Genomic DNA, 19,400 nt, shown 5'->3' with positions numbered 1-19,400 from the left:
GGCGTCACCGCTCACTCGGTGCTGTCGGCCGCCACCCGCGGCGCGGGAGTGCGGCGGCGTCGTACGACGAGCCAGACCGGCAGCCCGAGCACCAGGGCGACCGCTGCGAAGGGGAGGAGCGCGCCGAGGACGGTGGACAGCACCGTCACCACCGCACCGAGGGCCTTCGAACCGCCGTCGAGCCCGGCGAGGAAGCCCGTGGGCCGCTCCTCCTCGGGCTCGTCCTCGACGACCTGCTGGGTGGAGATGTCGACGGTGATGGTCGACAGCGACGTCTGGTCGGCCAGCCACGACTGCTGCGACTTCAGGGAGTCGAGCTCGGCCTGCCGGCCGGTGAGCTGGGACTCGATCCAGATGACGTCCTTGAGGTCGCGGGCGTCGGCGAGCAGCAGCTCGACCCGGCGCAGGCTGGCCTCCTGGGCGCGGACCCGGGCGCCGTTGTCGATGACCTGGGTGGTCACGTCCTCCGAGCCGCGGTCGGACGAGCGGAGCACCCCGACCTGCTCGAGCGCCGACATCGTCTCCCCGAACTTCGCGCTCGGCACGCGCACGACCATCCGCACGTAGGAGGTGTCGCCCTCGGAGTCGGTCTCGGTGGTCTCGTCGGTGATCTCACCGCCCTGCGCGTCGACGACGCGCTGCACGTCGCGGCGGGTATCCCGGACGTCCTCGCCCGCGAGCGAGACGGTCCCGCTGGAGATGACCGACCGCTGCATCTCCGGTGTGGTCGGGCCGTCGGCGGCACCGGAGTCCTCGCCCTGCGAGGTCGACCGGTCCGCCCCGGACGAGGTGTCCGCCGAGCTGCCGGCCGAGCTGCCCCCGGAGTCGCTGGACGTCTCGCTCGACGCCTCCCCGGAGACGGCGTCGCCGCCGCTTTCGCTGTCGCTGGAGGAGCAGGCGGCCAGGAGGGCCGTCATGGTGAGGGCGGTGACGAGTCCGGTGAGGAGCCCCGCGGTGCGGGAGCGGGTCGCGGTGAGGGTCATGGCCGTCCGACGCCGACGCGACAGGCGCCGGTTCCGGTCCCGGCGCAGCCGTGATGCAACCGTGACCCGTCAGTAGCGCTGGGTCTGTCGCACGACCGGCTTCTCCGCGGTCTTCTTCACAGGGGCGGCCTTCTTGGCGGGCGCGGCCTTCTCGGGAGGTGCCACGGTGTCGGTGGCCGCCTTCTTCGCCGCGGTCCGCTTCGCTGGGGTCCGCTTCCTGCTCGGTGCCTGCGCAGGAGGCGCCGCAGCCTCTGTGGAGGCCGACTTCGCGCCGGTCTTGGCGGCGGTCTTGGCAACGGTCTTGGCAACGGTCTTGGCGGCAGTCTTGGCAGCGGTCTTGCCGGGAGCCTTCGTCGACGCCGTTCCCTTGCGGCGCACGCGCATGCTGTTGCCCGTACCGGACGTCTCGAGGTAGGGCTGGTCCGCCACCAGCGTGCTGAGCCGGGCAGCGCTGCCGCCGAACGTCCGTGCGTCGAAGGAGGGATGGGTGCGGTTGAGCTGGTTGCCGAGGGCGCCGAGGCTGGCCCAGCCCTCGTCGTCCGAGACGGCGTTGAGGGCGCGGGTCAGGGCGCTCTGCAGGTTGATCCTGGGCGGCCGCGCGACCTCGGCGTCGTCGAGACCCGCGTCGGTACGACCGGTGTCGCGGTCGTCGTCGCGGTCGTCGTCACCCTCGTCGTCGCTCGACTGCTCCTCGCTCTGCACGACCTCGAGGTCGATGAACTTGTCGCAGGCGTACTTCAGCGCGTCGGGTGCCTTGTTCTCGCCGAGCACGTAGACGGTCTTGCCCGACTCGCGCAGCCGGTGCGCGAGGCTGGTGAAGTCGCTGTCGCTGGTGACGAGCGCGAACGCCTCGACGTTGTCGTCGTAGAGCAGGTCCATGGCGTCGATGACCAGGGCCAGGTCGGTGGAGTTCTTGCCCATGGTGAAGGCGTTCTGGTGCATGGCGCGCAGGCCCATGCTGTTGAGCTTGCGGGACCACTGGGTCAGGTGCGGGTTGGTCCAGTCGCCGTAGACGCGCTTGATCGTCGGCGTGCCGTACTTCGCGACCTCGCTCAGCAACGCCTCCGCGTAGGAGGGCCTGGTGTTGTCGGCGTCGATCATGACGGCGATCCGGTCAGAGCTCACGGTGGCGTCCACACCAGCACCCTAGGCTGATCACGTGGGATGGGACGCGGTCGTGGTCGGTGGAGGCGTCGCCGGGCTCGTCGCGGCTCGAGGACTGGCCGCCGCCGGGCGTGACGTCCTCCTCCTCGAGGGCTCCCCCCAGGTCGGCGGCAAGCTGCGCAGCGCCGAGGTCGCCGGGCTCACCGTCGACGTCGGCGCCGAGGCCATGCTCGCCCGCCGGCCCGAAGGCCTGGCGCTCGCCGAGGAGGTCGGTGCCGCAGTGGTGCACCCGACGCCCGCCACGTCGGCGGTCTGGTCGCGGGGCGCGCTCCGCGCGATGCCGCGCTCGCTGATGGGCGTCCCCTTCGACCTCGACCAGCTGGCCGCCAGCGGTCTCCTCAGCCCGGAGGGGCTGGCCCGCGCCGGAGCCGAGACCGACGCCTCCGTCGACGTCGACGTCTCGGTCGGCGACCTGGTGGCGGCACGCCTGGGCGACGAGCTCGTCGACCGGCTCGTCGAGCCCCTGCTGGGTGGGGTGTACGCCGGCCACGCCCGTCGCATCTCCGCCGCCGCGGCCGTCCCCCAGCTCCTCGCCATGGCCCGCCGCGGCAGCCTGCTCGAGCAGGCCGCGGCCGTGCCCACCTCGACCGCCCCGGTCTTCGCCTCCCTCCCCGGCGGCATGGGGCGCCTGCCCGGCCTCGTCGTCGACGGCGGTGGCTTCGAGGTGCGCACCTCGGCGACCGTCCGGGCCCTGCGCCGTACGTCCACCGGCTGGGCACTGACCGTCGGCCCCACCACCAGCGCCGAGACGATCGAGGCCGACGCGGTCGTGCTCGCCACGCCCGCCGCGGCCACCGCCCGCCTCCTCGGCGAGGTGCTCCCGGACGCCGCGGCGGAGCTCGCCGCGGTCGAGGCCGCCAGCGTCGCCGTCGTCACGCTCGCCTTCCGGGCCCAGGACGTGCCCGACGCGCTCTTCGACCGGTCCGGCTTCCTCGTGCCGCCGGTCGAGCGGCGCACCATCAAGGCCTCGACCTTCTCCTTCGCCAAGTGGGCGTGGGTGCGCGACCTCGACCCCGACGTCGTGGTGCTCCGCACCTCCCTCGGACGCCACCGCGAGGAGGCCACCCTCCAGGCCGGCGACGAGGGCCTGGTGCGGGTCTCGCTCGCCGACCTCGCCGCGCTCGCGGGCATCACCGCCCGGCCCGTCGACACCCACGTGCAGCGGTGGGGTGGCGCCCTGCCGCAGTACGCCGTCGGCCACCTCGAGCGGGTCGCGCGGATCCGTGCCGCCGTCGACGGACAGCCGGGGCTCGCGGTCTGCGGGGCGGCGTACGACGGTGTCGGCATCCCCGCGGTGATCGGCTCGGCCCGGCAGGCCGTGGCCTCGGTCACACGGGCAGAATGACCCCATGAGCGAGTCCACCCCGACCTCTGCCGAGACGCAGACCAACGCCGCCCGCACCCGGGAGCTCAACGACACCATCCGCTACACGATGTGGTCGGTCTTCCGGCTCCGCGACGTCCTGGGCGACGACGCCGACCGCGCCGCAGAGGCGACCGACCTCGAGGCGCTCCTCGAGGTGCTCGCCGAGCAGGACGTCGTCGTGCGCGGCATCTACGACGTCAGCGGCCTGCGTGCGGACGCCGACGTCATGGTGTGGTGGCACGCCGCCGACTCCCAGCAGCTGCAGGGCGCCTACAACGCGTTCCGGCGCACCGCCTTCGGTCGTCGCCTCGACCCGGTCTGGTCGCAGATGGCGCTGCACCGTCCGGCGGAGTTCAACAAGTCGCACATCCCGGCGTTCCTCGCCGACGAGGAGCCCCGGGCCCACGTGTGCGTCTACCCGTTCGTCCGGTCCTACGAGTGGTACCTCCTCGACGACGCCGAGCGCCGCCGGATGCTCGCCCAGCACGGCCAGCAGGCCCGCGGGTACGCCGACGTGCGCGCCAACACCGTCGCCTCCTTCGCGCTCGGCGACTACGAGTGGCTGCTGGCCTTCGAGGCCGACGAGCTGCACCGCATCGTGGACCTGATGCGCGACCTCCGTGCCTCCGACGCCCGCCGCCACGTGCGCGAGGAGGTGCCGTTCTACACCGGCGCCCGCGTCACGCCGAAGGAGCTGCTCGACCGCCTGCCCTGACGCGGCTGGTGCTGACGCGGGAACGGCTCGGACCGCAGTAGCGTCGGAGCATCATGAGGATCCTCGCCGCTGCTGCCGTGCTGACCGTCCTGGGCGTCGCCACCGCCTGCTCCACCGAGGCGGAGATGAAGGCCGTCGACCCGTCCGGGTCGGACGCGGCCGCCGACGCGTCGTCGGGGGAGGCGGGGGAGGCTCCGACGCCCGTGCCCGACGGGGAGGTGCGCACCAGCGGCCTGGTGATGGTGCTCGACGACGGCGACGGCCCGGAGATGTGCCTGGCCGGCGTCGCCGAGTCCTACCCGCCCCAGTGCGGTGGCCCGGGGCTCGCCGACTTCGACTGGGGCGACGTGGGCTCCGAGGAGGCCTCGGGCGTGCGCTGGGGCTCCTACGCCCTGACCGGCACCTACGACGGCTCCACGTTCACCGTCACCGACTCCATCCCTGCCGCGCTCTACGACACGATGGCCGAGCCCGAGGTGCAGCCGCTCGCGGCCGCGTGCGAGGAGCCGACCACGACCGACACGGCGAAGGCGACGCCGGAGGACCTGGACGCCACGCTGGCCGCGGCCTCCGCGCTGCCGTCGTACGCCTCCGCGTGGCTCACCGGCAACACCATCAACGTCGCCGTGACCGAGGACCCCCGGGGTGCTGAGGAGAAGCTGCGCGAGACCTGGGGCGGGATGCTCTGTGTGACCACCGTCGAGCGCACCGACGCCGACCTCAACGCGGTCAGCCAGGAGCTGCAGGCCGCGCTCGGCGAGCAGCTGCTGACCAGCGGCTCGCTCTCGCCCGACTCGCTCGACGCACAGGTCGTCTACGACGACGGCACGGTGCAGGAGTGGGCCGACGCGACGTACGGCGACGGGCTGGTGCGGGTCAGCTCGGCTCTGGTCCCGGTCAAGGGCTGACTACTGCTTCTCGTTGAGCGTGATGCTGATCGAGTTGATGCAGTAGCGGTCGCCGGTGGGCGTGCCGAAGCCGTCGGGGAAGACGTGGCCGAGGTGCGAGCCGCACTTCGCGCAGCGGACCTCCACGCGCTTCATGCCGTGGGAGGTGTCCTCGATGTACTCCACCGTGTCGGTCATCGGCTGGTAGAAGCTCGGCCAGCCGCAGCCGGAGTGGAACTTCGTGTCGCTGGTGAACAGCTCCGACCCGCAGGCCTTGCAGGAGTAGGTGCCCTGGGTCTCGGTGTCGGTGTACTCACCGGTGAACGCTCGCTCGGTGCCGGCCTGGCGGAGCACGGCGTACTCCTCGGGGGTGAGCTCCTCGCGCCACTGCTCATCGGTCTTCTGCACGTCGTAGGCCATGCCGCCAGTTTACGGAGGCGCTCCAGCGGCCACCCCGGCTAGGGTCGTGACATGGCGAAGGCGTCGGAGGCGTACGTCCGGGCGGGGGAGCGCGAGGTCAGGATCTCCTCGCCCGACCGCGTGATCTACGAGGCGACCGACCGCACGCCCGCGGTGACGAAGCTGATGGTGGCGGAGTACGTCACCAGCGTCGAGGACGGCCTGATGCGCGCCCTGCGCGACCGGCCGACGGCGCTCGAGCGCTGGACCTCCGGCGTCCGCGAAGGCATGAAGCTCGCGACCGGGCCGCAGGACCGCAACGCCGACGCGTTCTACCAGAAGCGGGTCCCCAAGGGCGCCCCCGACTACCTCGAGTCCGTCGAGATCACCTTCCCGTCCGGTCGCACGGCCGAGGAGATCTGCCCGACCGAGATCGCGGTGCCCGTGTGGTGCGCGCAGATGGGTGCGCTGACCTTCCACCCGTGGCCGGTGCGCCGCACGGACGTGGACCACCCCGACGAGCTGCGCATCGACCTCGACCCGCAGCCGGGCACGACGTTCGCCGACGCCGTACGGGTGGCCGGGGTCGCACGCGAGCTGCTCGCCGACCTCGGGATGACCGGGTTCGCCAAGACGTCGGGCAACCGCGGGATCCATGTCTACGTCCGGATCGAGCCGCGCTGGGACTTCGGCGAGGTGCGCCACGCCGCGATCGCCTTCGGCCGCGAGCTGGAGAAGCGCGACGACGGGGTCACGACGGCGTGGTGGAAGGAGGAGCGCGGGGAGCGGATCTTCGTCGACTTCAACCAGAACACCCGCGACCGCACGATCGCCTCGGCCTACTCGCTGCGACCGCTCCCGGGCGCGCCCGTGTCGACGCCGCTCGGGTGGGACGAGCTGGCCTCGCTCACCTCGCCGGCGGACCTCAACCTGTTCTCGGTGCCGTCGCGGCTCGCCGTCGACGGCGACCCCTGGGCCACCATCGACGACGTCCACCACTCGCTCCAGCCGCTGCTCGACCTGTGGGAGGAGCACCCGGTCGAGCTCAACTACCCGCCCGACCACCCCAAGATGCCCGGCGAGCCGCCTCGCGTGCAGCCGTCGAAGAAGGTGGCCGAGCACTGGGACGCCGACGGCAACCGGATCGACGGCACCTGAGCGGTGTGTGACGCAGGTTCTGACGGCCCAGACCGTGTCTCACGCACCGCTCGCACGGGCAGCGGTGGATGACGCAGGTTCCGGGGACCGAGAACGTGTCTCACGCACCGCTCATCCGAGTTCCCAGGGGGCCGGGACCGGGAAGTACTGCTCGAGGAAGTCGTGGAGCAGCGCGTCGGCGCGCTCCTCGTCGAAGGCGGCGAGGAGGTTGTCGGCGATGCAGAAGAAGTCGCGGTCGCGCCTGAGCATCTGCTTGAGCTGCACGGGCAGCTGCTGGTGGCCGAGGTCGACGTAGCCGTGGTGGGCGTCGGCGCGGAACGCCTGGCCGGTGACGAGCCCGTAGCTCTGCGCGAACGACGACAGCATCGACAGGTCGGTCTCGGAGCGGAACGGCGCGTGGGTGGTGCGCTCGACCTCCTCGGGGAAGCGGGCCGCGATCTCCTCCAGCGTCGTACGCCGCTGCGGGTGCGGGCTGTGCATCATCGTGTGGGTCAGCGTCACCCCGAAGGCCTCGGCGAGCACGCGGCGGTTGTTCTGCGCGGCGGTCAGGTAGGGCCGGTCGTCGGTGCCCGGCAGCCCGACGGCGCGGTGGTCGGCGACGAAGGCGGCGTACTGCCCACCGGGGGCGAAGAAGTGCTCGGGGCGTCGCGGGCGGCCGAGGAAGACGTCGTCGTTGACGTAGACGAAGTGGTCGGCGAGGTCGGGCACGGCGTGGAGCCGGGTCTCGATCGCGTGCGAGCTGAAGGTCGGCAGCGCCGACCCGGGAAGGATCTCGCGGTGGTCGACCACCCTGACGCGGTCGTGCGTCGTGTCGAGCCACGACGGCACCTGTCCGGCGGTCACGAGGTGGATGCGCCGCACCCACGGCGCGAAGAGGTGGATGCTGCGCATCGAGTAGCGCAGCTCGTCGCGGCTGCGGTAGCGAGACGCACCGCCGGCGCGGTCGCTCGGGGTGCCGCCGAGCTCGCGGATCCGCTCGTCGCGGGCGGCGAGCCACGCCTCGTCGTCGCCGTCGACCCAGGTGTAGACGACGTCGACGTCGAAGCGGACGTCGTCGATCGTCGGCAGCGCCATGACCTCGAGGGTCGGGACCTCGACGTCCTCGACGCGGATCGTCGTGCGAGGCGTTCCGGCCGGCACGCGGTCGCCCCAGCGGTTGGGACCGGGTGCGAGCAGGTCGCCGTCGGGCGACTCCTCCCAGAACTGCACGCCGACCTCGACGCCCTCGCCGAGCACGCCGTCGTGGCCGCCGCGCATCGGCCACGGCTCGAGGAGGAGCGTGGCGGTCCGGGTGCGAGCCAGCTCGGACGTCATCACCGTGACCGTGCCGCGGCGCTCGGGCCAGCCTCGCTCGGCCGGCTCCCGCACCGACAGCCAGTCGGGCACGGAGCCGGCGGCCAGCGCGGACAGGAAGGCGTCGCGCCGTGAGGACGGGACGACGACCACCGGGTGCGGGTCGAGCCCGCGGGCCGGCAGCACGAACCAGCCGTCGCCGGTCGCGGCGGCCGCGGAGGTCAGCGCCCGCAGCGACGTCGTACGCGCCTGGGCGGGGGTGACGCCCGCGGCTCCCGTGGTCTCGGGCAGGTCGCCGAGCGGCCCCGGCCGCAGGCCGTGCAGCACCCGGCGCGGGGCGAGCGGGTCGGCGCGGCGGGCGACGGCGGTGCGGAAGGTCTCGACCCACTGGCGGGCCAGCACCTCGCCGTCCCAGCGGTGCGAGCGCTCGAGCGCGGCGGCGCCCAGACGTGCCCGCAGGTCGTCGTCGGTCGCGATCCGGAGCATCGCCGCGGCCAGCGCCGCCTTGGACCCCGGGGGCACGAGGAGCCCGTCGACGTCGTGGGTGATCATCTCGCGCGGGCCGGACGGGCAGTCGTACGACACCGGCGGCACGCCCGCCGACATCGCCTCCTGCAGCACGAGCGGGTAGCCCTCGCCGCGGGAGGCGAGGACGGCGACGCTGGTGCGGGCCCACTCGGCGGCCAGGTCGTCGGTCGAGCCGGGCAGGTGCACGCGGTCCTCGAGACCGAGCTTGCGCACCTGCGCGGCGAGGTTGTCGGCGCGCGGCCCGTCGCCCCAGATCGTGAGCGTCCAGCCCGGGACCTGCTCGTGGATGCGCCAGAAGGCGTCGACGACGTGCTCGAACTGCTTCTCCGGCGCGAGCCGCCCGGCCGTCACGAACGTCCGCTGGTCGAGCGAGGAACGGTCCTGCGGGCGGGAGGGGAGCGGGTTGGGGATCACCTGGAGCTCGGGCGCCGCGCCGCCGAGACGCCCCGCCAGCCAGCGCGACATCGACTCGGTCAGCGACACCACGACGTCGGCGCGCGGCGCGAACTGCAGCAGCGCGCCGAGGTCGTTGACCCGGCTGGAGGACGCGCGGTGCTCCTGGTGCAGCAGCGCGACGTCGGCCGGTGCGAGCTGGGCGACGGCGGCCAGCAGCTCGGGAGTGGTGGTGACGAGCACGTCGGCATCGATGCTGCCGAGCGCCTCGCGCATCGTCGCGTCGGTGAGGCCGTTGTAGAGCGCGTCCCAGCTGCGCGGCACGATCGTCGACTCCCGCTGCCCCAGCTCGGCCGGGTGGTCCCCGGCGATCGCGACGGGACGCTCCGGGCGTACGTCGACGAGGTAGGTGACGTCGACGCCACCGGCCAGCGGGTAGTGGGTCGCGTCGCCGCTGCGCGTGACGCTGAGGATGCGCACGCGGTGCCCCTCGCCGAGCCCGACCAGCGCGTTGGCCTGCTCGATGCCGGACCGGGCGGTGCCACCCATGCCGTCGGCGTTGAAGAGGACGTAGACGACGTCCAGCGGACCGTCGCCACGCGTCCGGCGCATCGCGGAGCGCACCTTCCCGCCGAGCCTGTCGGTCAGTGCCACGTGGTCCTCAGTCCTGTCCGGGAGCGGGTCGCCACGATCCTAGGGGGAGCGGCACCGGCCGCTAGGGTGACCCGCATGCCGACCTCGTCCACCCCGCTGGTCCTGGTCTCCGGGTCCGGTCGCAGCGGCACCAGCTCCCTCGCCGGCACGCTGAAGCGGCTCGGCCTCCACGTGCCGCAGCCCGAGGTCGAGGCCTCGGAGACCAACCCGCGCGGGTTCTACGAGCCGCAGTGGGTCATCGACTTCCACAAGCGGCACCTCAAGGAGCTCGCGCTCTTCAACATCGACAGCCGTCCCGCGGCCGTCGACATCGTCGCGCGCCACGTCGAGACGGGCGCGCCGACGGCGGAGCTCCACGAGTGGCTCGCAGGCCAGCTCGATGCCTCGCAGATCGTCGTCAAGGACCCGCACGCGTTCTGGTTCGCCCAGGTCTGGGAGGTGGTCAGCGCCGAGCTCGGCGCCGACCTGCGCTGGCTGACCGCGCTGCGCCACCCCGCCGAGGTGGTCGGCTCCCGCGACATCGCCTACCTCTCCAGCCAGTCCGAGGACCTCCGCCTCACCAAGGAGACCTCCAACGTCGCCGGCTGGGTGCACGCCGCGCTGCTCACCGAGCAGGCCGGGCGCGGGTCGAAGCGCTCCTTCGTGAGGTACGTCGACCTGCTGGCGGACTGGCGCTCGGCGCTGGTGCCCGTGCAGCAGCAGCTCGAGCTCGAGCTCAACACGGACCTCGGGTCCACCGAGCACCACGCGGTCGACGACTTCATCGAGCCGTCGATGCGGAAGTCGCAGCTCACCTGGGACGACGTCCGCACGCCCGACTGGCTGCGCGACATGGCCGAGGAGGTCTGGCAGCTGCTCGGCGTGCTCACCACGACCCCGCACGACCACGACACGCTCGCGCGGCTCGACGAGATCCACGAGGACTACCGCACGCGCTACGCCGATGCCGTCGCGCTCACCTTCGACCACACCAAGGCCGAGTCCACCCTCGCCGCCCGGCAGGCGCGCGACGCCCAGCGGGCGACCGTGCAGCAGCTGCGCCGCGACCTCGAGCAGGCACGCAGCGCGCCCGCGCCCGCCGTCGGCGGCCGGGAGGCGGCCGCGATCATCCGCCGGGCCGTCGTACGCCGCGTCAGAGGCCGCTGACGCCCTCGCCGGAGCCGGAGGCCTGCTCGTCGAAGTTCTCGTGCTCGATGAGGTGGAGCACCGGCACGCCGAGCTTGCGGCGGGCGCGGGAGGTCCAGTCGACGTGGAAGAACTCCGCCACCACGTGGGAGCGGGTCAGGATGATGGCCTCGCGGGCGTCGACCGCCGCGACCAGCGCGGCCAGCGCGTCGACCGGCGGCTCGGACGTGACCTTGCCCTGGGCGGTGCCACCGGCGTCGTGCATGGCGAGCAGGGTCTTGTGCAGGTCGGAGGAGGAGTGCTCCTCGCACTCGCGGCGCAGCGCCTCGATGTCGACGTCGTTCATCGCCAGCGCCGGGGCGGCCATCAGATCGCCGGCGCCGAGCGTGCCGAGCGAGGCCTCGATGCGGGCCGCGGCGTCCTCGAGCGGCAGCAGGACGTGGTAGACGACGGGGTCCTCGATCTCGGTGTGGAGCGAGCGGACCTGCTTGGCGTCTGCGGGCGTGAGGGCCTGCTCGACGAGGAGCACCACGTCGTAGGTGCCCTGCCCGTCGTGGATCGAGTCGTCGTTGCTGGGGATGTTCTCAGGGCTGGGGGTGCTCATGACTCGCCTCCGGGGTCGGTACTGAGGATTCTAGTGAGGTCGTAGCCCGCGGGCTCGTCGAGCTGGGAATAGCCGCAGCTCTCCGGGTCGCGGTCGGGGCGCCACCGCTTGAAGTGGGCGGTGTGCCGGAACCTACGACCCTCCATGTGGTCGTACTTCACCTCCAGCACCCGCTCGGGGCGCAGCGCGGTGAAGCCGAGGTCCTTGCCGGCGCTCCAGCGGCTCTGGGTGCCGGGGACGCGGTCCGGGTTGGCGGTGAGGAACTCGTTCCACCGGCCCCACGGGTGGTCGGTGATGTCGCAGACCAGCGGCTGCAGCTCGTGCCACAGCTCGGCGCGGCGCGCGGCGGTGAAGCTGGCCGAGACGCCGATGTGCTGCAGCTCGCCGTCGTCGTCGTACAGCCCGAGGAGCAGCGAGCCGACGAGCGGCGCCTCGGGCGTGGACGTCTTGTGCTCGCGGTAGCCGGCGAGGACGACGTCGGCGGTGCGCTCGTGCTTGATCTTGAGCATGGTGCGCTTGTTGGGCTCGTACGACGACCCGAGCGGCTTGGCGACCACGCCGTCGAGCCCCGCGCCCTCGAACTCCTCGAACCAGCGCTCGGCCTCTGCGGGGTCCTCGGTGGTGCGCGTCAGGAAGCACGGACCTGAGCCGTCGAGGTGGCCCAGCGCCTCCACGAGGGCGGCGCGGCGCTCGGAGAGGGGACGGTCCATGAACGACTCGTCGCCCAGCGCGAGCAGGTCGAAGGCGACGAACCCCGCGGGCGTCTCGGCGGCGAGCCTGTCGACGCGGCTCGCGGCCGGGTGGATGCGCTCCTGCAGGGTCTCGAACTCGAGCCGCCAGCCATCAGGCCCCTGCAGGCCGACGAAGATCTCCCCGTCGAGCACGATGCGCTCGGGCAACTGACGGCGGCAGGCCTCCACGACCTCCGGGAAGTAGCGGGTGAGCGGCTTGGTGTTGCGGCTCGCGAGCTCGACCTCGTCGCCGTCCTTGAAGACCAGGCAGCGGAAGCCGTCCCACTTCGGCTCGAAGCTCAGGCCACCATGCTTCGCGGGGTCGGGGACGCCGCTCACGCTCTTGGCGAGCATCGGCTGCACCGGAGGCATCACGGGGAGGTCCACGACCCGACGGTAGCGGCTGGCGGCACACAGAGGCCTACGATCGCCGCATGAAGCCGCCGGTCTCGCCCTATCGCGGGCGGGACAAGTGGGGCGACGTCGCCCTCGACGTGGCACTCGCCGTGCTCGGCGGCCTGCTGGCCTGGGGCGCGTTGACGGCGCTCGGCGACGTCCCCTTCGTGCGGGCGCTCGGTGTCTACACCGCGTGCGCTGCCGCCGCCACGTTGGTGCTGGCCGTCGTCCGGGCGGGGACGCGTCGGCTCCCGGTGCTCGAGCGCGGGGAGGCGGAGGACTCCTGGGTGCTCCGTGCCTGGCGGGGCGACTGGTCGCACGCCACCCTGCTCGATCTCGGCCTTGGCGTGCTGGGCGTCTGGCTGGCCGCGCTGGGCCTTGGCGCTGGCGGTGACCTGGTCGTGCCGGCCGTGGCGGTGGGCGTGGCAGGGGCATGGTTCCTGGTCCGTGTCGGCCTGACCGTCGCCGGTCGGCGCAGCCGCGAGACGCTGCGGCTGACCGCGGACCAGGTGGTGCACGACTCGCCGTGGGGGCGGGTGTGGTGCCCGCGGGAGGCCGTGGTCGGAGTGACCGCGCGGGGGTCGAGGTTGGTGCTGCGGCTCGACCGGCCCGCCGAGCAGCGGCCCTGCCCGCGGCCGTGGCGCCGCGGACGGCGCGGCGCAGTCGACGACGAGGTCGTCGTCGACTGCAGTCGCACCGGGCACGCCGCCGCCGGCCTCGCCCGGTGGTGCCACGACCGGCTGGGAGCGATTTCCGGGGCGGTGGATTGAGGTCCGGCACCGCTGGGCAGGATGAGGGCGTCATCCCCGCACGGCAGGAGACCTCCGCGATGTACGACGTGTCGACGCCACCCGCCGACGCCGCCCGGCCCACCCTCCCGCCGGTCGTCTACGTCCCGACGACCGACGAGCCCGACCCGGCCACCCGCCGGGTGCTGATGCACCGGGTCGAGGACGGCCGCACGGCCCTCTACACCTACTCGGCCATCGACCGGCTCCACCGCTTCTACCTGCCCGACAACAGCTGGGTGCTCTGCGACGTCAAGGCCCTGCAGCGGATCCACGACGAGACGCCCTACGACCTGCTGTTCCTCGACGTCGACCCCGGCCTGCGCGACGCCGACGGCACCGAGGCGGCGTCATGAGCGGCATCGACGTCGACCTCTCGGTCCTCGACAGCATCGCGGAGGGGCTCGACCGCGGCGCCGCCGGGCTGGAGGCCTTGGGCGGCAGCGTCCCGAGCGGGGTCGACGCCGGGCCGATGTCCGCCGTGATCGCCAGCATGCTCGGGCAGGTCGTCGACAGCGCCGGCAACGTCTCGGTCGCCCTGTCCGGCGCCGCGGAGAGTGTGCGCCAGTGCCGGCGCTACTACCAGCGCGCCGACGCCGAGGCCTCCGCGTCGATGGACGAGATCCGGAGGGCGATGCAGTGAGTGTCGACACCGAGATCCTGGGTTCGCCGGGCAGCATCGAGGGCGTGGCGGACTGGCTCCGGGACCGGCTCGCGGTCAAGGTCGGGGAGGCGGCCGACCGCGCCAACGAGGCCCGGCGCAGCGCCGAGGGGTCGTGGAGCTCCGAGGCCGGCGACGAGTTCGTCGGCGTGATGTCTCGCGCGCGCGGCAAGGTCGACGACCTCGAGGCAGCGGCCAAGGACATGGCCGGCGACCTGGACGCGTTCGCCACCAAGCTGCGACGCTGCCAGGACATGATGGCCGACGTGCGAACGACCGCCACGGGTGCCGGCTTGACCGTGACCGGGTTCGTCGTCCAGGACCCCGGAGCTGGACCTACCCGCCCGCCGGACGACTTCGTCGGCACACCAGCAGAGGTCGAGGCGCACAACGGCCGGGTTGCGGTGTACGACGCCCACCAGAAGCTGATCGAGGCCTACAACGACGCGGCGACCGAGGCAGCGCGGATCGACCGGGTGTACGCCGCGGCGTGCCGCGAGCTCCAGGACGCCTACACCGTCGGGCAGCACGCCGCCTGGCTGCTGACGACCGGTGACATCCTCGGTGACGCAGCGGCCGGTGCGATCGGCGTCCACATCGCGTCGCGACAGTCGACCCTGCACACCCGAGCCCAGGCGCTGCTCGACGAGGCGGGCCGGATGATCGACGATCTGCAGGCGCACCCCGAGCGCTACCTGAAGCGGAAGTGGTTCTTCTTCCAGACCCTCGACCACGCGCGGCTGGAAGCCGACCGACTGGCGATCGCCGGCAAGCTGGACGAGGCCGAAGACCTGCTGGCCCAGTCGCGGCACCTCGACGACTCCCGCGCCCTGCGCTACCTCGGGCGGGCCGGGAAGATCCTGGGACCGCTCGGCTTCGGCCTGGGTGCCTACAACGACCACGTGGAGGGGGAGTCCACGACGCAGATCGCGGTGTCCCAGGGCGCGTCCACCGCGCTCGGCATCGCCGCCGGTGTCGGGGCGAGTGCCGCGACAGGAGCAGCGATGGGCGCGGCGTTCGGGTCGGTCGTGCCCGGGGTCGGCACTGCGGTCGGCGCCGTCGTCGGCACCGCGGTCGGCGCCGGGGTCGCCATCTTCGCCGACGGTGCGATCGACTCACTCTTCGAGAACGGCCCCGACGTCGGCGCCGCCTTCGACGCCGGTGTCGACGCCCTCGAGGACACCGGCGACGCGATCGCCGACGGCGTCGGCTCGGCCGTCGAGACGGTGGGCGGGTGGTTCAGCTGAGCGCCCGCACGGCTCCTGGGCCGGTCGCCACCGCGCTGGCGGTGCTGGCGGGGCTCGGCGCGCTCGGGGTGGGCGTGGCGCTGCTCGGGCGTGCCGACACGGCGTTCGGCCGGACGTGGGCGGCGCTGCCGGTCGTCCTCGGCACGGTCGTGCTGCTCTCCTTGGCCACCCGGCTGCCGGACCGCCCGACCGCTCCGGTCGCGCGCGAGGTCACGTGGGAGGGGGAACGCGCGCAGTTCCTCCCGCGCGCCACCGATCGTGCCCGGGTCCTCGGCCTGGCCGTGCTCGCCCTGCTCGGCGGCTGGTTCGCCGTGATGGGCGTCGTCGGGGCGGTGGCGGAGAACTGGCTGTGGCCCCTGCTGGCCGTCGTGCCCGCCGCCTACTTCCTCGGGTTCCCGGTGCTCGCGCTGCTCGGCCGCTTCCGTGCCGGCGGCACGTGGCTCACGCCGACCAGGGTCGTCGACGAGCATCTCGGCCTCCGCAGCGAGCTGCCGCTCTCCGACGTCGCGGAGGTGGTGCCGCGCACCAGCGAGGTGCACGTCGTACCCGCCGCCCCGGCCGTGGTGACGCGGACGCCGAGGACGCCCCGCCCGTGGCGGGCGCGGTCCCGGTCGGCCGACCTGGTGCTGTCCACCCACGGCATGGCTGTGGACAGCGGCGACCTCGCGGCCCGGGTGCGTGCGGCCGCCGGCTCGACGCGAGGCTGACGCCGTCAGTCCTCGCCGCGGAGCGAGAACGAGCGCAACCGGTCGCCGGCGAACCATACCCCGACGACCGTCACGGCCAGGCTGACGACGATCGCATAGCCCAGGTTGGCGGGGTCGGGCAGCTCGGCGGAGATCTCGTGGCCGATGCGCAGGCCCCACTGGCCGATGCTGAGCCAGGCGATGCCGCTGAAGAGGTTGCCGAGCAGGCTCTCCCAGATCAGCACGAACATCAGCGACGCGATGACGGCGTGCCGGGTGACGGCCGAGATCGCGAGGAAGAGCGCGGAGTACGCCGTCCCGGCGACGACGGCGCCGACGAACAATGCGGTCGCCCGGGTGCTGTCGCCTGTGACGAGCGCGGCGACCAGGATCGGCAGCGCACCGGCCGCCAGCGTGGCGCCGAGGGCCACCAGCCACTTGCTGAACGCGATGCCGTAGCGGTTCACCGGCTTGGACAGCAGGTAGACGATCGAACCGTCGTCGACCTCGGGGCCGAGCACCGAGGACGCCGCGAGGATCGCCACCAGCGGCAGGATGAGCGGGTAGCCGAGGTTGGGCAGGACCTCGTAGGCGGCCTCGCCGTCGACCAGCGCGGTCACCAGTGCGACGAGCCCGATGAGCAGCACCGGGAAGGCCAGCAGGAGGAAGAAGCGGCGTCGGCCCAGCAGTGCCTGCAGGGCGAGCTTGGCAATGGTCCCGTTCATGAGGGGTCCTTGATCATCGGGCCACCAGGTAGGCGAAGACGCTCTCCAGCGACTCGTCGCTGGGGGAGAGCTCGAACAGGGTCACGTCGTGCTGCCGGGCCAGCCCGGGGAGGTCCACCGCGAAGCGGCCGAGGTCGCCGACCTGGACGTCGAGGTGGTCGCCGAGCAGGCTGACGGCCCGGACGGACTCCTGGGCCATCAGCGCGGCCGCGAGGGTGCGGTTGTCGCTCGACTGGACGGCGTACTGCACCGGCCGGTCCGTCATCAGCCGACGGATCGCGCCGAAGTCGCCGGAGGCGGCGTGGCGGCCGGAGACGACGACCTCGATGTGGCGGGCGAGCCGCTCGACCTCCTCGAGGATGTGGGAGCTGAAGAGCACCGTGCGGCCCTCGTCGCCGAGACGCCGCAGGAGGTCCATCAGGTGCATCCGCTGCCGCGGGTCGACGCCGTTGAAGGGCTCGTCGAGCAGCAGGACGGCGGGGTCGTGGACCAGCGCCGCGGCGATCTTGATCCGCTGCCGCATGCCCTTGGAGTAGGTGTCGAGGCGGCGGCTGGCCGGCTCGACCATGTCGACGACCTGGAGGATCCGCTCGGTGGCGGCGGACGCGTCGGGGAGGCGGTGCAGGTCGGCGTTGGCGCGGACGAACTGGCGCCCGGTGAGGTAGCCGAAGCTCAGCTCCCGCTCGGGCACGAGACCGATCTGGCGGTAGGTCTCGGTGTTGCGCCAGACCGGCTTGCCGTCGAGGGTGACGTGGCCGGCGGACGGGGCGAGGAAGCCCGACATCATCGCCATCAGCGTGGTCTTGCCGGCGCCGTTGGGGCCGAGCAGGCCGGTCACGCCGGGGCCGATGGTCAGCGAGACGTCGTTGACCGCGACGACGTTGCCGAACCAGCGCGAGGCCGAGTCGAGGACCAGGGTGCTCATCGCGACCCCACCTTCCGGAAGCGGGCGACCAGCCCGAGCAGGCAGGCGGCGACGAGCAGCACCGCCACGATGACGTACGCCGGCACCCAGGCGCCGTCGACCGGGACCGGGGTGGCGACCCCGGCGTCCCAGGCGTTGGCCAGGCCGTTGTGGAGCGACCAGGGCGACAGCAGCCCGACGCCGACCGAGACGGTCTCGCTGTCGCCCTCGTAGTAGGCGATGTTCTGCATCACGGTGACGATGCCGGTGAGGACGATGAGTGCCATCACCGAGCCGACGACGGCGAAGCCGCGACGCAGGGAGACCGAGGAGATCAGCCCGCTGACGCCGGCGATCATCATCGCGAGCAGCGCCTGCAGGACGACCGCCTTGAGCACCGCGGTCGTCTGGTCGCTCTTGTCGAGGCCGGACAGCATGGCGCCGGCGAAGAGCACGACGGTCGGGATCGCGGTGAACAGGAAGATGGCGAGGGTGAGCGAGAGCCACCGCACCACCGCGAAGACCGGCGCCGGCAGCGGGCGGGCGAGGTAGAGCACGATCGAGCGGTGGCGCAGGTCGCGGGAGAACAGCACCGGCGCCTGCGAGGCCGCGAAGAGGCTGACGAGCAGCTGCGTCTGGTTGGTGTAGTCGGCGTAGGACACCGGGAGCTCGCCGAGGCCGGTGAGGACGACCACGCCGACGACGATGGTGGCCGGCAGCAGCGACATCGCCAGCAGGATGAACGGCATCACCTTGGACTTGCCGGATCGGCCGAGGCCGTAGGCGTGACGCAGGCCGGTGACGAAGAGGGTGCGCGCGATCGCCGGGGTGTCCTCGCGCACGCCGTCGAAGTGGCGGTAGCCGAGGTCGTGGATGACACCGGGACGGCCGGCGCCGGGGGAGAGGTCAGACACGGGTGCCTCCTTCGAGGAAGACGTCCTCGAGGTGGTGCCGGTCGGGCTGGAGCCGCATCAGGCCCAGGCCGAGGTCGGCGGCGACGTCGCGGATCAGGTCGTGGACGGCCCCGCCCTCGGCGAGCTCGGGTGGCGGTGGGTCGATCGCGACCATCGCCCCGCGGGGGCGGCAGGTGAGCCCGCGCTGGGCGAGCGCCTCGCCGAGCCGGTCGCGCTCGGTCTCGGTGCCGACGACCTCGACCAGCAGGCTGCCGGTGCGCTGCAGGAACTCGCCGGTCGCGCTGCTCCGCAGCAGGTGGCCGCCGTCGAGCACGATGACGTGGTCGCTGACCTGCTCGAGCTCGCCGAGCAGGTGGGAGGTGACGAGCACGGCGATGCCGAAGTCGCTGCCGATGCGCTGCACGAGGCGCAGCATGTCGGTGCGCGCAGCCGGGTCGAGGCCGTTGGTCGGCTCGTCGAGGAAGACCAGGCGGGGGTCGTGGGCGAGCGCCTGGGCGAGCTTGGCGCGCTGCTTCATGCCGGTGGAGTAGCCGCCCATCGGCCGGTAGCGCTCCTCGTCGAGGCCGACGTGGCGCAGCACGTCGGCCGAACGCTCGCGCGCCGCCGATGCCCCGAGGCCCGACATCCGCGCCATGTGCACGACGAAGTCGCTCGCGCTCACGTCGGGCGGCAGGCAGTCGTGCTCGGGCATGTAGCCCACGAGCCGCCGGATGTCCTGGCTCTCGTGCTCGATGTCGTGGCCGAGCACGCTCGCGTGCCCGCCGGTCGGCTCGAGCAGCCCGAGCAGGATCTTGATGAGCGTCGACTTGCCGGCTCCGTTGGCGCCGACCAGTCCCGTCACACCCGCGCCGACGTCGACCGTGAGGTCGGTCAACGCGTGGACCGTCCCGTAGTGCTTGGTGAGCCCCGCGGTCGAGATGACCGGCGGGCGCCCCATGAATTCCCCCGTCACGCGCCTCACGCTAGCGGCCCCGACCGACCCCCGGCATCAGGGATGGCCCCGATCCGTGTGGAGGAGTCGTGAAGATCGGTCTGCCGGGCCGCTGCGCACGCCATGACGTCATGAGAATTGCCGCTCC

General features: G+C 72.8%; 20 protein-coding genes. 10 read left to right on the top strand and 10 right to left on the bottom strand.

Annotated features, from left to right (window positions below; all coding sequences use genetic code 11):
- Positions 1 to 11: 11 nt before the first annotated feature.
- Together Q1B24_RS07770 and Q1B24_RS07765 are read right to left on the bottom strand one after the other, a co-directional pair.
- On the bottom strand, positions 12 to 983 hold the full coding sequence (locus Q1B24_RS07770) for a DUF4349 domain-containing protein (RefSeq protein WP_299925834.1): 972 nt from the start codon (positions 981 to 983) through the stop codon (positions 12 to 14).
- A gap of 69 nt (positions 984 to 1,052) precedes the next feature.
- Complete coding sequence (locus tag Q1B24_RS07765) at positions 1,053 to 2,120, bottom strand: NYN domain-containing protein (RefSeq protein ID WP_299925832.1); 1,068 nt, start codon at positions 2,118 to 2,120, stop codon at positions 1,053 to 1,055.
- A gap of 22 nt (positions 2,121 to 2,142) precedes the next feature.
- Here Q1B24_RS07765 and hemG point away from each other — a divergent pair, with 22 nt between their 5' ends.
- Genes hemG through Q1B24_RS07750 form a run of 3 tightly spaced genes read left to right on the top strand, consistent with a single transcriptional unit; the run spans position 2,143 to position 5,136 of the window.
- Positions 2,143 to 3,492, top strand: coding sequence for a protoporphyrinogen oxidase (gene hemG / locus Q1B24_RS07760; protein WP_299925830.1), 1,350 nt, complete (start codon positions 2,143 to 2,145; stop codon positions 3,490 to 3,492).
- Between the two features lie 4 nt (positions 3,493 to 3,496).
- The gene (hemQ, locus tag Q1B24_RS07755; RefSeq protein WP_299925828.1) at positions 3,497 to 4,228 is read left to right on the top strand and encodes a hydrogen peroxide-dependent heme synthase; all 732 of its coding nucleotides are present in this window, start codon (positions 3,497 to 3,499) and stop codon (positions 4,226 to 4,228) included.
- Between the two features lie 53 nt (positions 4,229 to 4,281).
- A complete protein-coding gene (locus tag Q1B24_RS07750) occupies positions 4,282 to 5,136 on the top strand; it encodes a hypothetical protein (RefSeq protein WP_299925826.1) in 855 nt (284 codons plus the stop codon).
- Here Q1B24_RS07750 and msrB read toward each other — a convergent pair whose 3' ends face one another.
- Positions 5,137 to 5,535, bottom strand: coding sequence for a peptide-methionine (R)-S-oxide reductase MsrB (gene msrB / locus Q1B24_RS07745; protein WP_299925824.1), 399 nt, complete (start codon positions 5,533 to 5,535; stop codon positions 5,137 to 5,139). It abuts the gene before it with no gap.
- A 51-nt stretch (positions 5,536 to 5,586) separates the two neighbouring features.
- On the opposite strand from msrB, the gene Q1B24_RS07740 reads away from it, so the two are divergent.
- Entirely contained in the window at positions 5,587 to 6,672 is a 1,086-nt protein-coding gene (locus Q1B24_RS07740; RefSeq protein WP_299925822.1) for a DNA polymerase domain-containing protein, read from the top strand.
- A gap of 111 nt (positions 6,673 to 6,783) precedes the next feature.
- On the opposite strand, the gene Q1B24_RS07735 is transcribed toward Q1B24_RS07740, so the two are convergent.
- Positions 6,784 to 9,540: a stealth conserved region 3 domain-containing protein gene (locus tag Q1B24_RS07735; protein ID WP_299925820.1), complete on the bottom strand. Its 2,757-nt coding sequence runs from the start codon at positions 9,538 to 9,540 to the stop codon at positions 6,784 to 6,786.
- 75 nt (positions 9,541 to 9,615) lie between these two features.
- On the opposite strand from Q1B24_RS07735, the gene Q1B24_RS07730 reads away from it, so the two are divergent.
- Entirely contained in the window at positions 9,616 to 10,686 is a 1,071-nt protein-coding gene (locus tag Q1B24_RS07730) for a sulfotransferase family protein (protein WP_299925818.1), read from the top strand.
- Here the strand turns inward: Q1B24_RS07730 and Q1B24_RS07725 are convergent.
- Complete coding sequence (locus Q1B24_RS07725) at positions 10,673 to 11,269, bottom strand: hypothetical protein (protein ID WP_299925816.1); 597 nt, start codon at positions 11,267 to 11,269, stop codon at positions 10,673 to 10,675. The genes Q1B24_RS07730 and Q1B24_RS07725 overlap by 14 nt on opposite strands.
- Entirely contained in the window at positions 11,266 to 12,387 is a 1,122-nt protein-coding gene (locus tag Q1B24_RS07720) for an ATP-dependent DNA ligase (protein WP_299925814.1), read from the bottom strand. Before Q1B24_RS07720 ends, Q1B24_RS07725 begins: the two co-directional genes overlap by 4 nt.
- Positions 12,388 to 12,434: 47 nt before the next feature.
- Here Q1B24_RS07720 and Q1B24_RS07715 point away from each other — a divergent pair, with 47 nt between their 5' ends.
- The 5 genes from Q1B24_RS07715 to Q1B24_RS07695 are packed head-to-tail and all read left to right on the top strand — an operon-like array spanning position 12,435 to position 15,799.
- Positions 12,435 to 13,166, top strand: a complete 732-nt coding sequence (locus tag Q1B24_RS07715) for a hypothetical protein (protein ID WP_299925812.1) — start codon at positions 12,435 to 12,437, stop codon at positions 13,164 to 13,166.
- 59 nt (positions 13,167 to 13,225) lie between these two features.
- A complete protein-coding gene (locus tag Q1B24_RS07710; protein WP_299925810.1) occupies positions 13,226 to 13,540 on the top strand; it encodes an SAV_915 family protein in 315 nt (104 codons plus the stop codon).
- On the top strand, positions 13,537 to 13,827 hold the full coding sequence (locus Q1B24_RS07705; RefSeq protein ID WP_299925808.1) for a hypothetical protein: 291 nt from the start codon (positions 13,537 to 13,539) through the stop codon (positions 13,825 to 13,827). The genes Q1B24_RS07710 and Q1B24_RS07705 overlap by 4 nt, the downstream gene beginning before the upstream one ends.
- Positions 13,824 to 15,092, top strand: coding sequence for a hypothetical protein (locus tag Q1B24_RS07700; RefSeq protein ID WP_299925806.1), 1,269 nt, complete (start codon positions 13,824 to 13,826; stop codon positions 15,090 to 15,092). Before Q1B24_RS07705 ends, Q1B24_RS07700 begins: the two co-directional genes overlap by 4 nt.
- Complete coding sequence (locus Q1B24_RS07695; protein WP_299925804.1) at positions 15,080 to 15,799, top strand: hypothetical protein; 720 nt, start codon at positions 15,080 to 15,082, stop codon at positions 15,797 to 15,799. The genes Q1B24_RS07700 and Q1B24_RS07695 overlap by 13 nt, the downstream gene beginning before the upstream one ends.
- 5 nt (positions 15,800 to 15,804) lie before the next feature.
- Here the strand turns inward: Q1B24_RS07695 and Q1B24_RS07690 are convergent, their stop codons facing one another.
- From Q1B24_RS07690 to Q1B24_RS07675, 4 genes are read right to left on the bottom strand one after another with little or no spacing between them, the layout of a single operon-like run.
- Positions 15,805 to 16,503, bottom strand: coding sequence for an ABC transporter permease subunit (locus Q1B24_RS07690; RefSeq protein ID WP_299925801.1), 699 nt, complete (start codon positions 16,501 to 16,503; stop codon positions 15,805 to 15,807).
- A gap of 13 nt (positions 16,504 to 16,516) precedes the next feature.
- The gene (locus tag Q1B24_RS07685; RefSeq protein WP_299925798.1) at positions 16,517 to 17,428 is read right to left on the bottom strand and encodes an ABC transporter ATP-binding protein; all 912 of its coding nucleotides are present in this window, start codon (positions 17,426 to 17,428) and stop codon (positions 16,517 to 16,519) included.
- A complete protein-coding gene (locus Q1B24_RS07680; protein ID WP_299925795.1) occupies positions 17,425 to 18,321 on the bottom strand; it encodes an ABC transporter permease in 897 nt (298 codons plus the stop codon). The genes Q1B24_RS07685 and Q1B24_RS07680 overlap by 4 nt, the downstream gene beginning before the upstream one ends.
- The gene (locus Q1B24_RS07675) at positions 18,314 to 19,273 is read right to left on the bottom strand and encodes an ABC transporter ATP-binding protein (protein ID WP_299925792.1); all 960 of its coding nucleotides are present in this window, start codon (positions 19,271 to 19,273) and stop codon (positions 18,314 to 18,316) included. The genes Q1B24_RS07680 and Q1B24_RS07675 overlap by 8 nt, the downstream gene beginning before the upstream one ends.
- Between the last annotated feature and the right edge of the window lie 127 nt (positions 19,274 to 19,400).

Origin of the sequence: uncultured Nocardioides sp., from assembly GCF_947488025.1 — a bacterium.
Lineage (GTDB): Bacteria > Actinomycetota > Actinomycetes > Propionibacteriales > Nocardioidaceae > Nocardioides.
The sequence above is the reverse complement of the archived record's forward strand: the minus strand, read 5'-3'. Positions and strand labels throughout refer to the sequence as shown.

What these genes read in the sequence shown, in the direction of transcription:
- Q1B24_RS07730 (WP_299925818.1), top strand. Translation starts at nt 9,616, where the DNA reads ATGCCGACCTCGTCCACCCCGCTGGTCCTGGTCTCCGGGTCCGGTCGC.
- Q1B24_RS07715 (WP_299925812.1), top strand. Translation starts at nt 12,435, where the DNA reads ATGAAGCCGCCGGTCTCGCCCTATCGCGGGCGGGACAAGTGGGGCGAC.
- Q1B24_RS07710 (WP_299925810.1), top strand. Translation starts at nt 13,226, where the DNA reads ATGTACGACGTGTCGACGCCACCCGCCGACGCCGCCCGGCCCACCCTC.
- Q1B24_RS07705 (WP_299925808.1), top strand. Translation starts at nt 13,537, where the DNA reads ATGAGCGGCATCGACGTCGACCTCTCGGTCCTCGACAGCATCGCGGAG.
- Q1B24_RS07750 (WP_299925826.1), top strand. Translation starts at nt 4,282, where the DNA reads ATGAGGATCCTCGCCGCTGCTGCCGTGCTGACCGTCCTGGGCGTCGCC.
- msrB (WP_299925824.1), bottom strand. Translation starts at nt 5,535, where the DNA reads ATGGCCTACGACGTGCAGAAGACCGATGAGCAGTGGCGCGAGGAGCTC.
- Q1B24_RS07725 (WP_299925816.1), bottom strand. Translation starts at nt 11,269, where the DNA reads ATGAGCACCCCCAGCCCTGAGAACATCCCCAGCAACGACGACTCGATC.
- Q1B24_RS07690 (WP_299925801.1), bottom strand. Translation starts at nt 16,503, where the DNA reads ATGAACGGGACCATTGCCAAGCTCGCCCTGCAGGCACTGCTGGGCCGA.
- Q1B24_RS07770 (WP_299925834.1), bottom strand. Translation starts at nt 983, where the DNA reads ATGACCCTCACCGCGACCCGCTCCCGCACCGCGGGGCTCCTCACCGGA.
- Q1B24_RS07740 (WP_299925822.1), top strand. Translation starts at nt 5,587, where the DNA reads ATGGCGAAGGCGTCGGAGGCGTACGTCCGGGCGGGGGAGCGCGAGGTC.
- hemQ (WP_299925828.1), top strand. Translation starts at nt 3,497, where the DNA reads ATGAGCGAGTCCACCCCGACCTCTGCCGAGACGCAGACCAACGCCGCC.
- Q1B24_RS07685 (WP_299925798.1), bottom strand. Translation starts at nt 17,428, where the DNA reads ATGAGCACCCTGGTCCTCGACTCGGCCTCGCGCTGGTTCGGCAACGTC.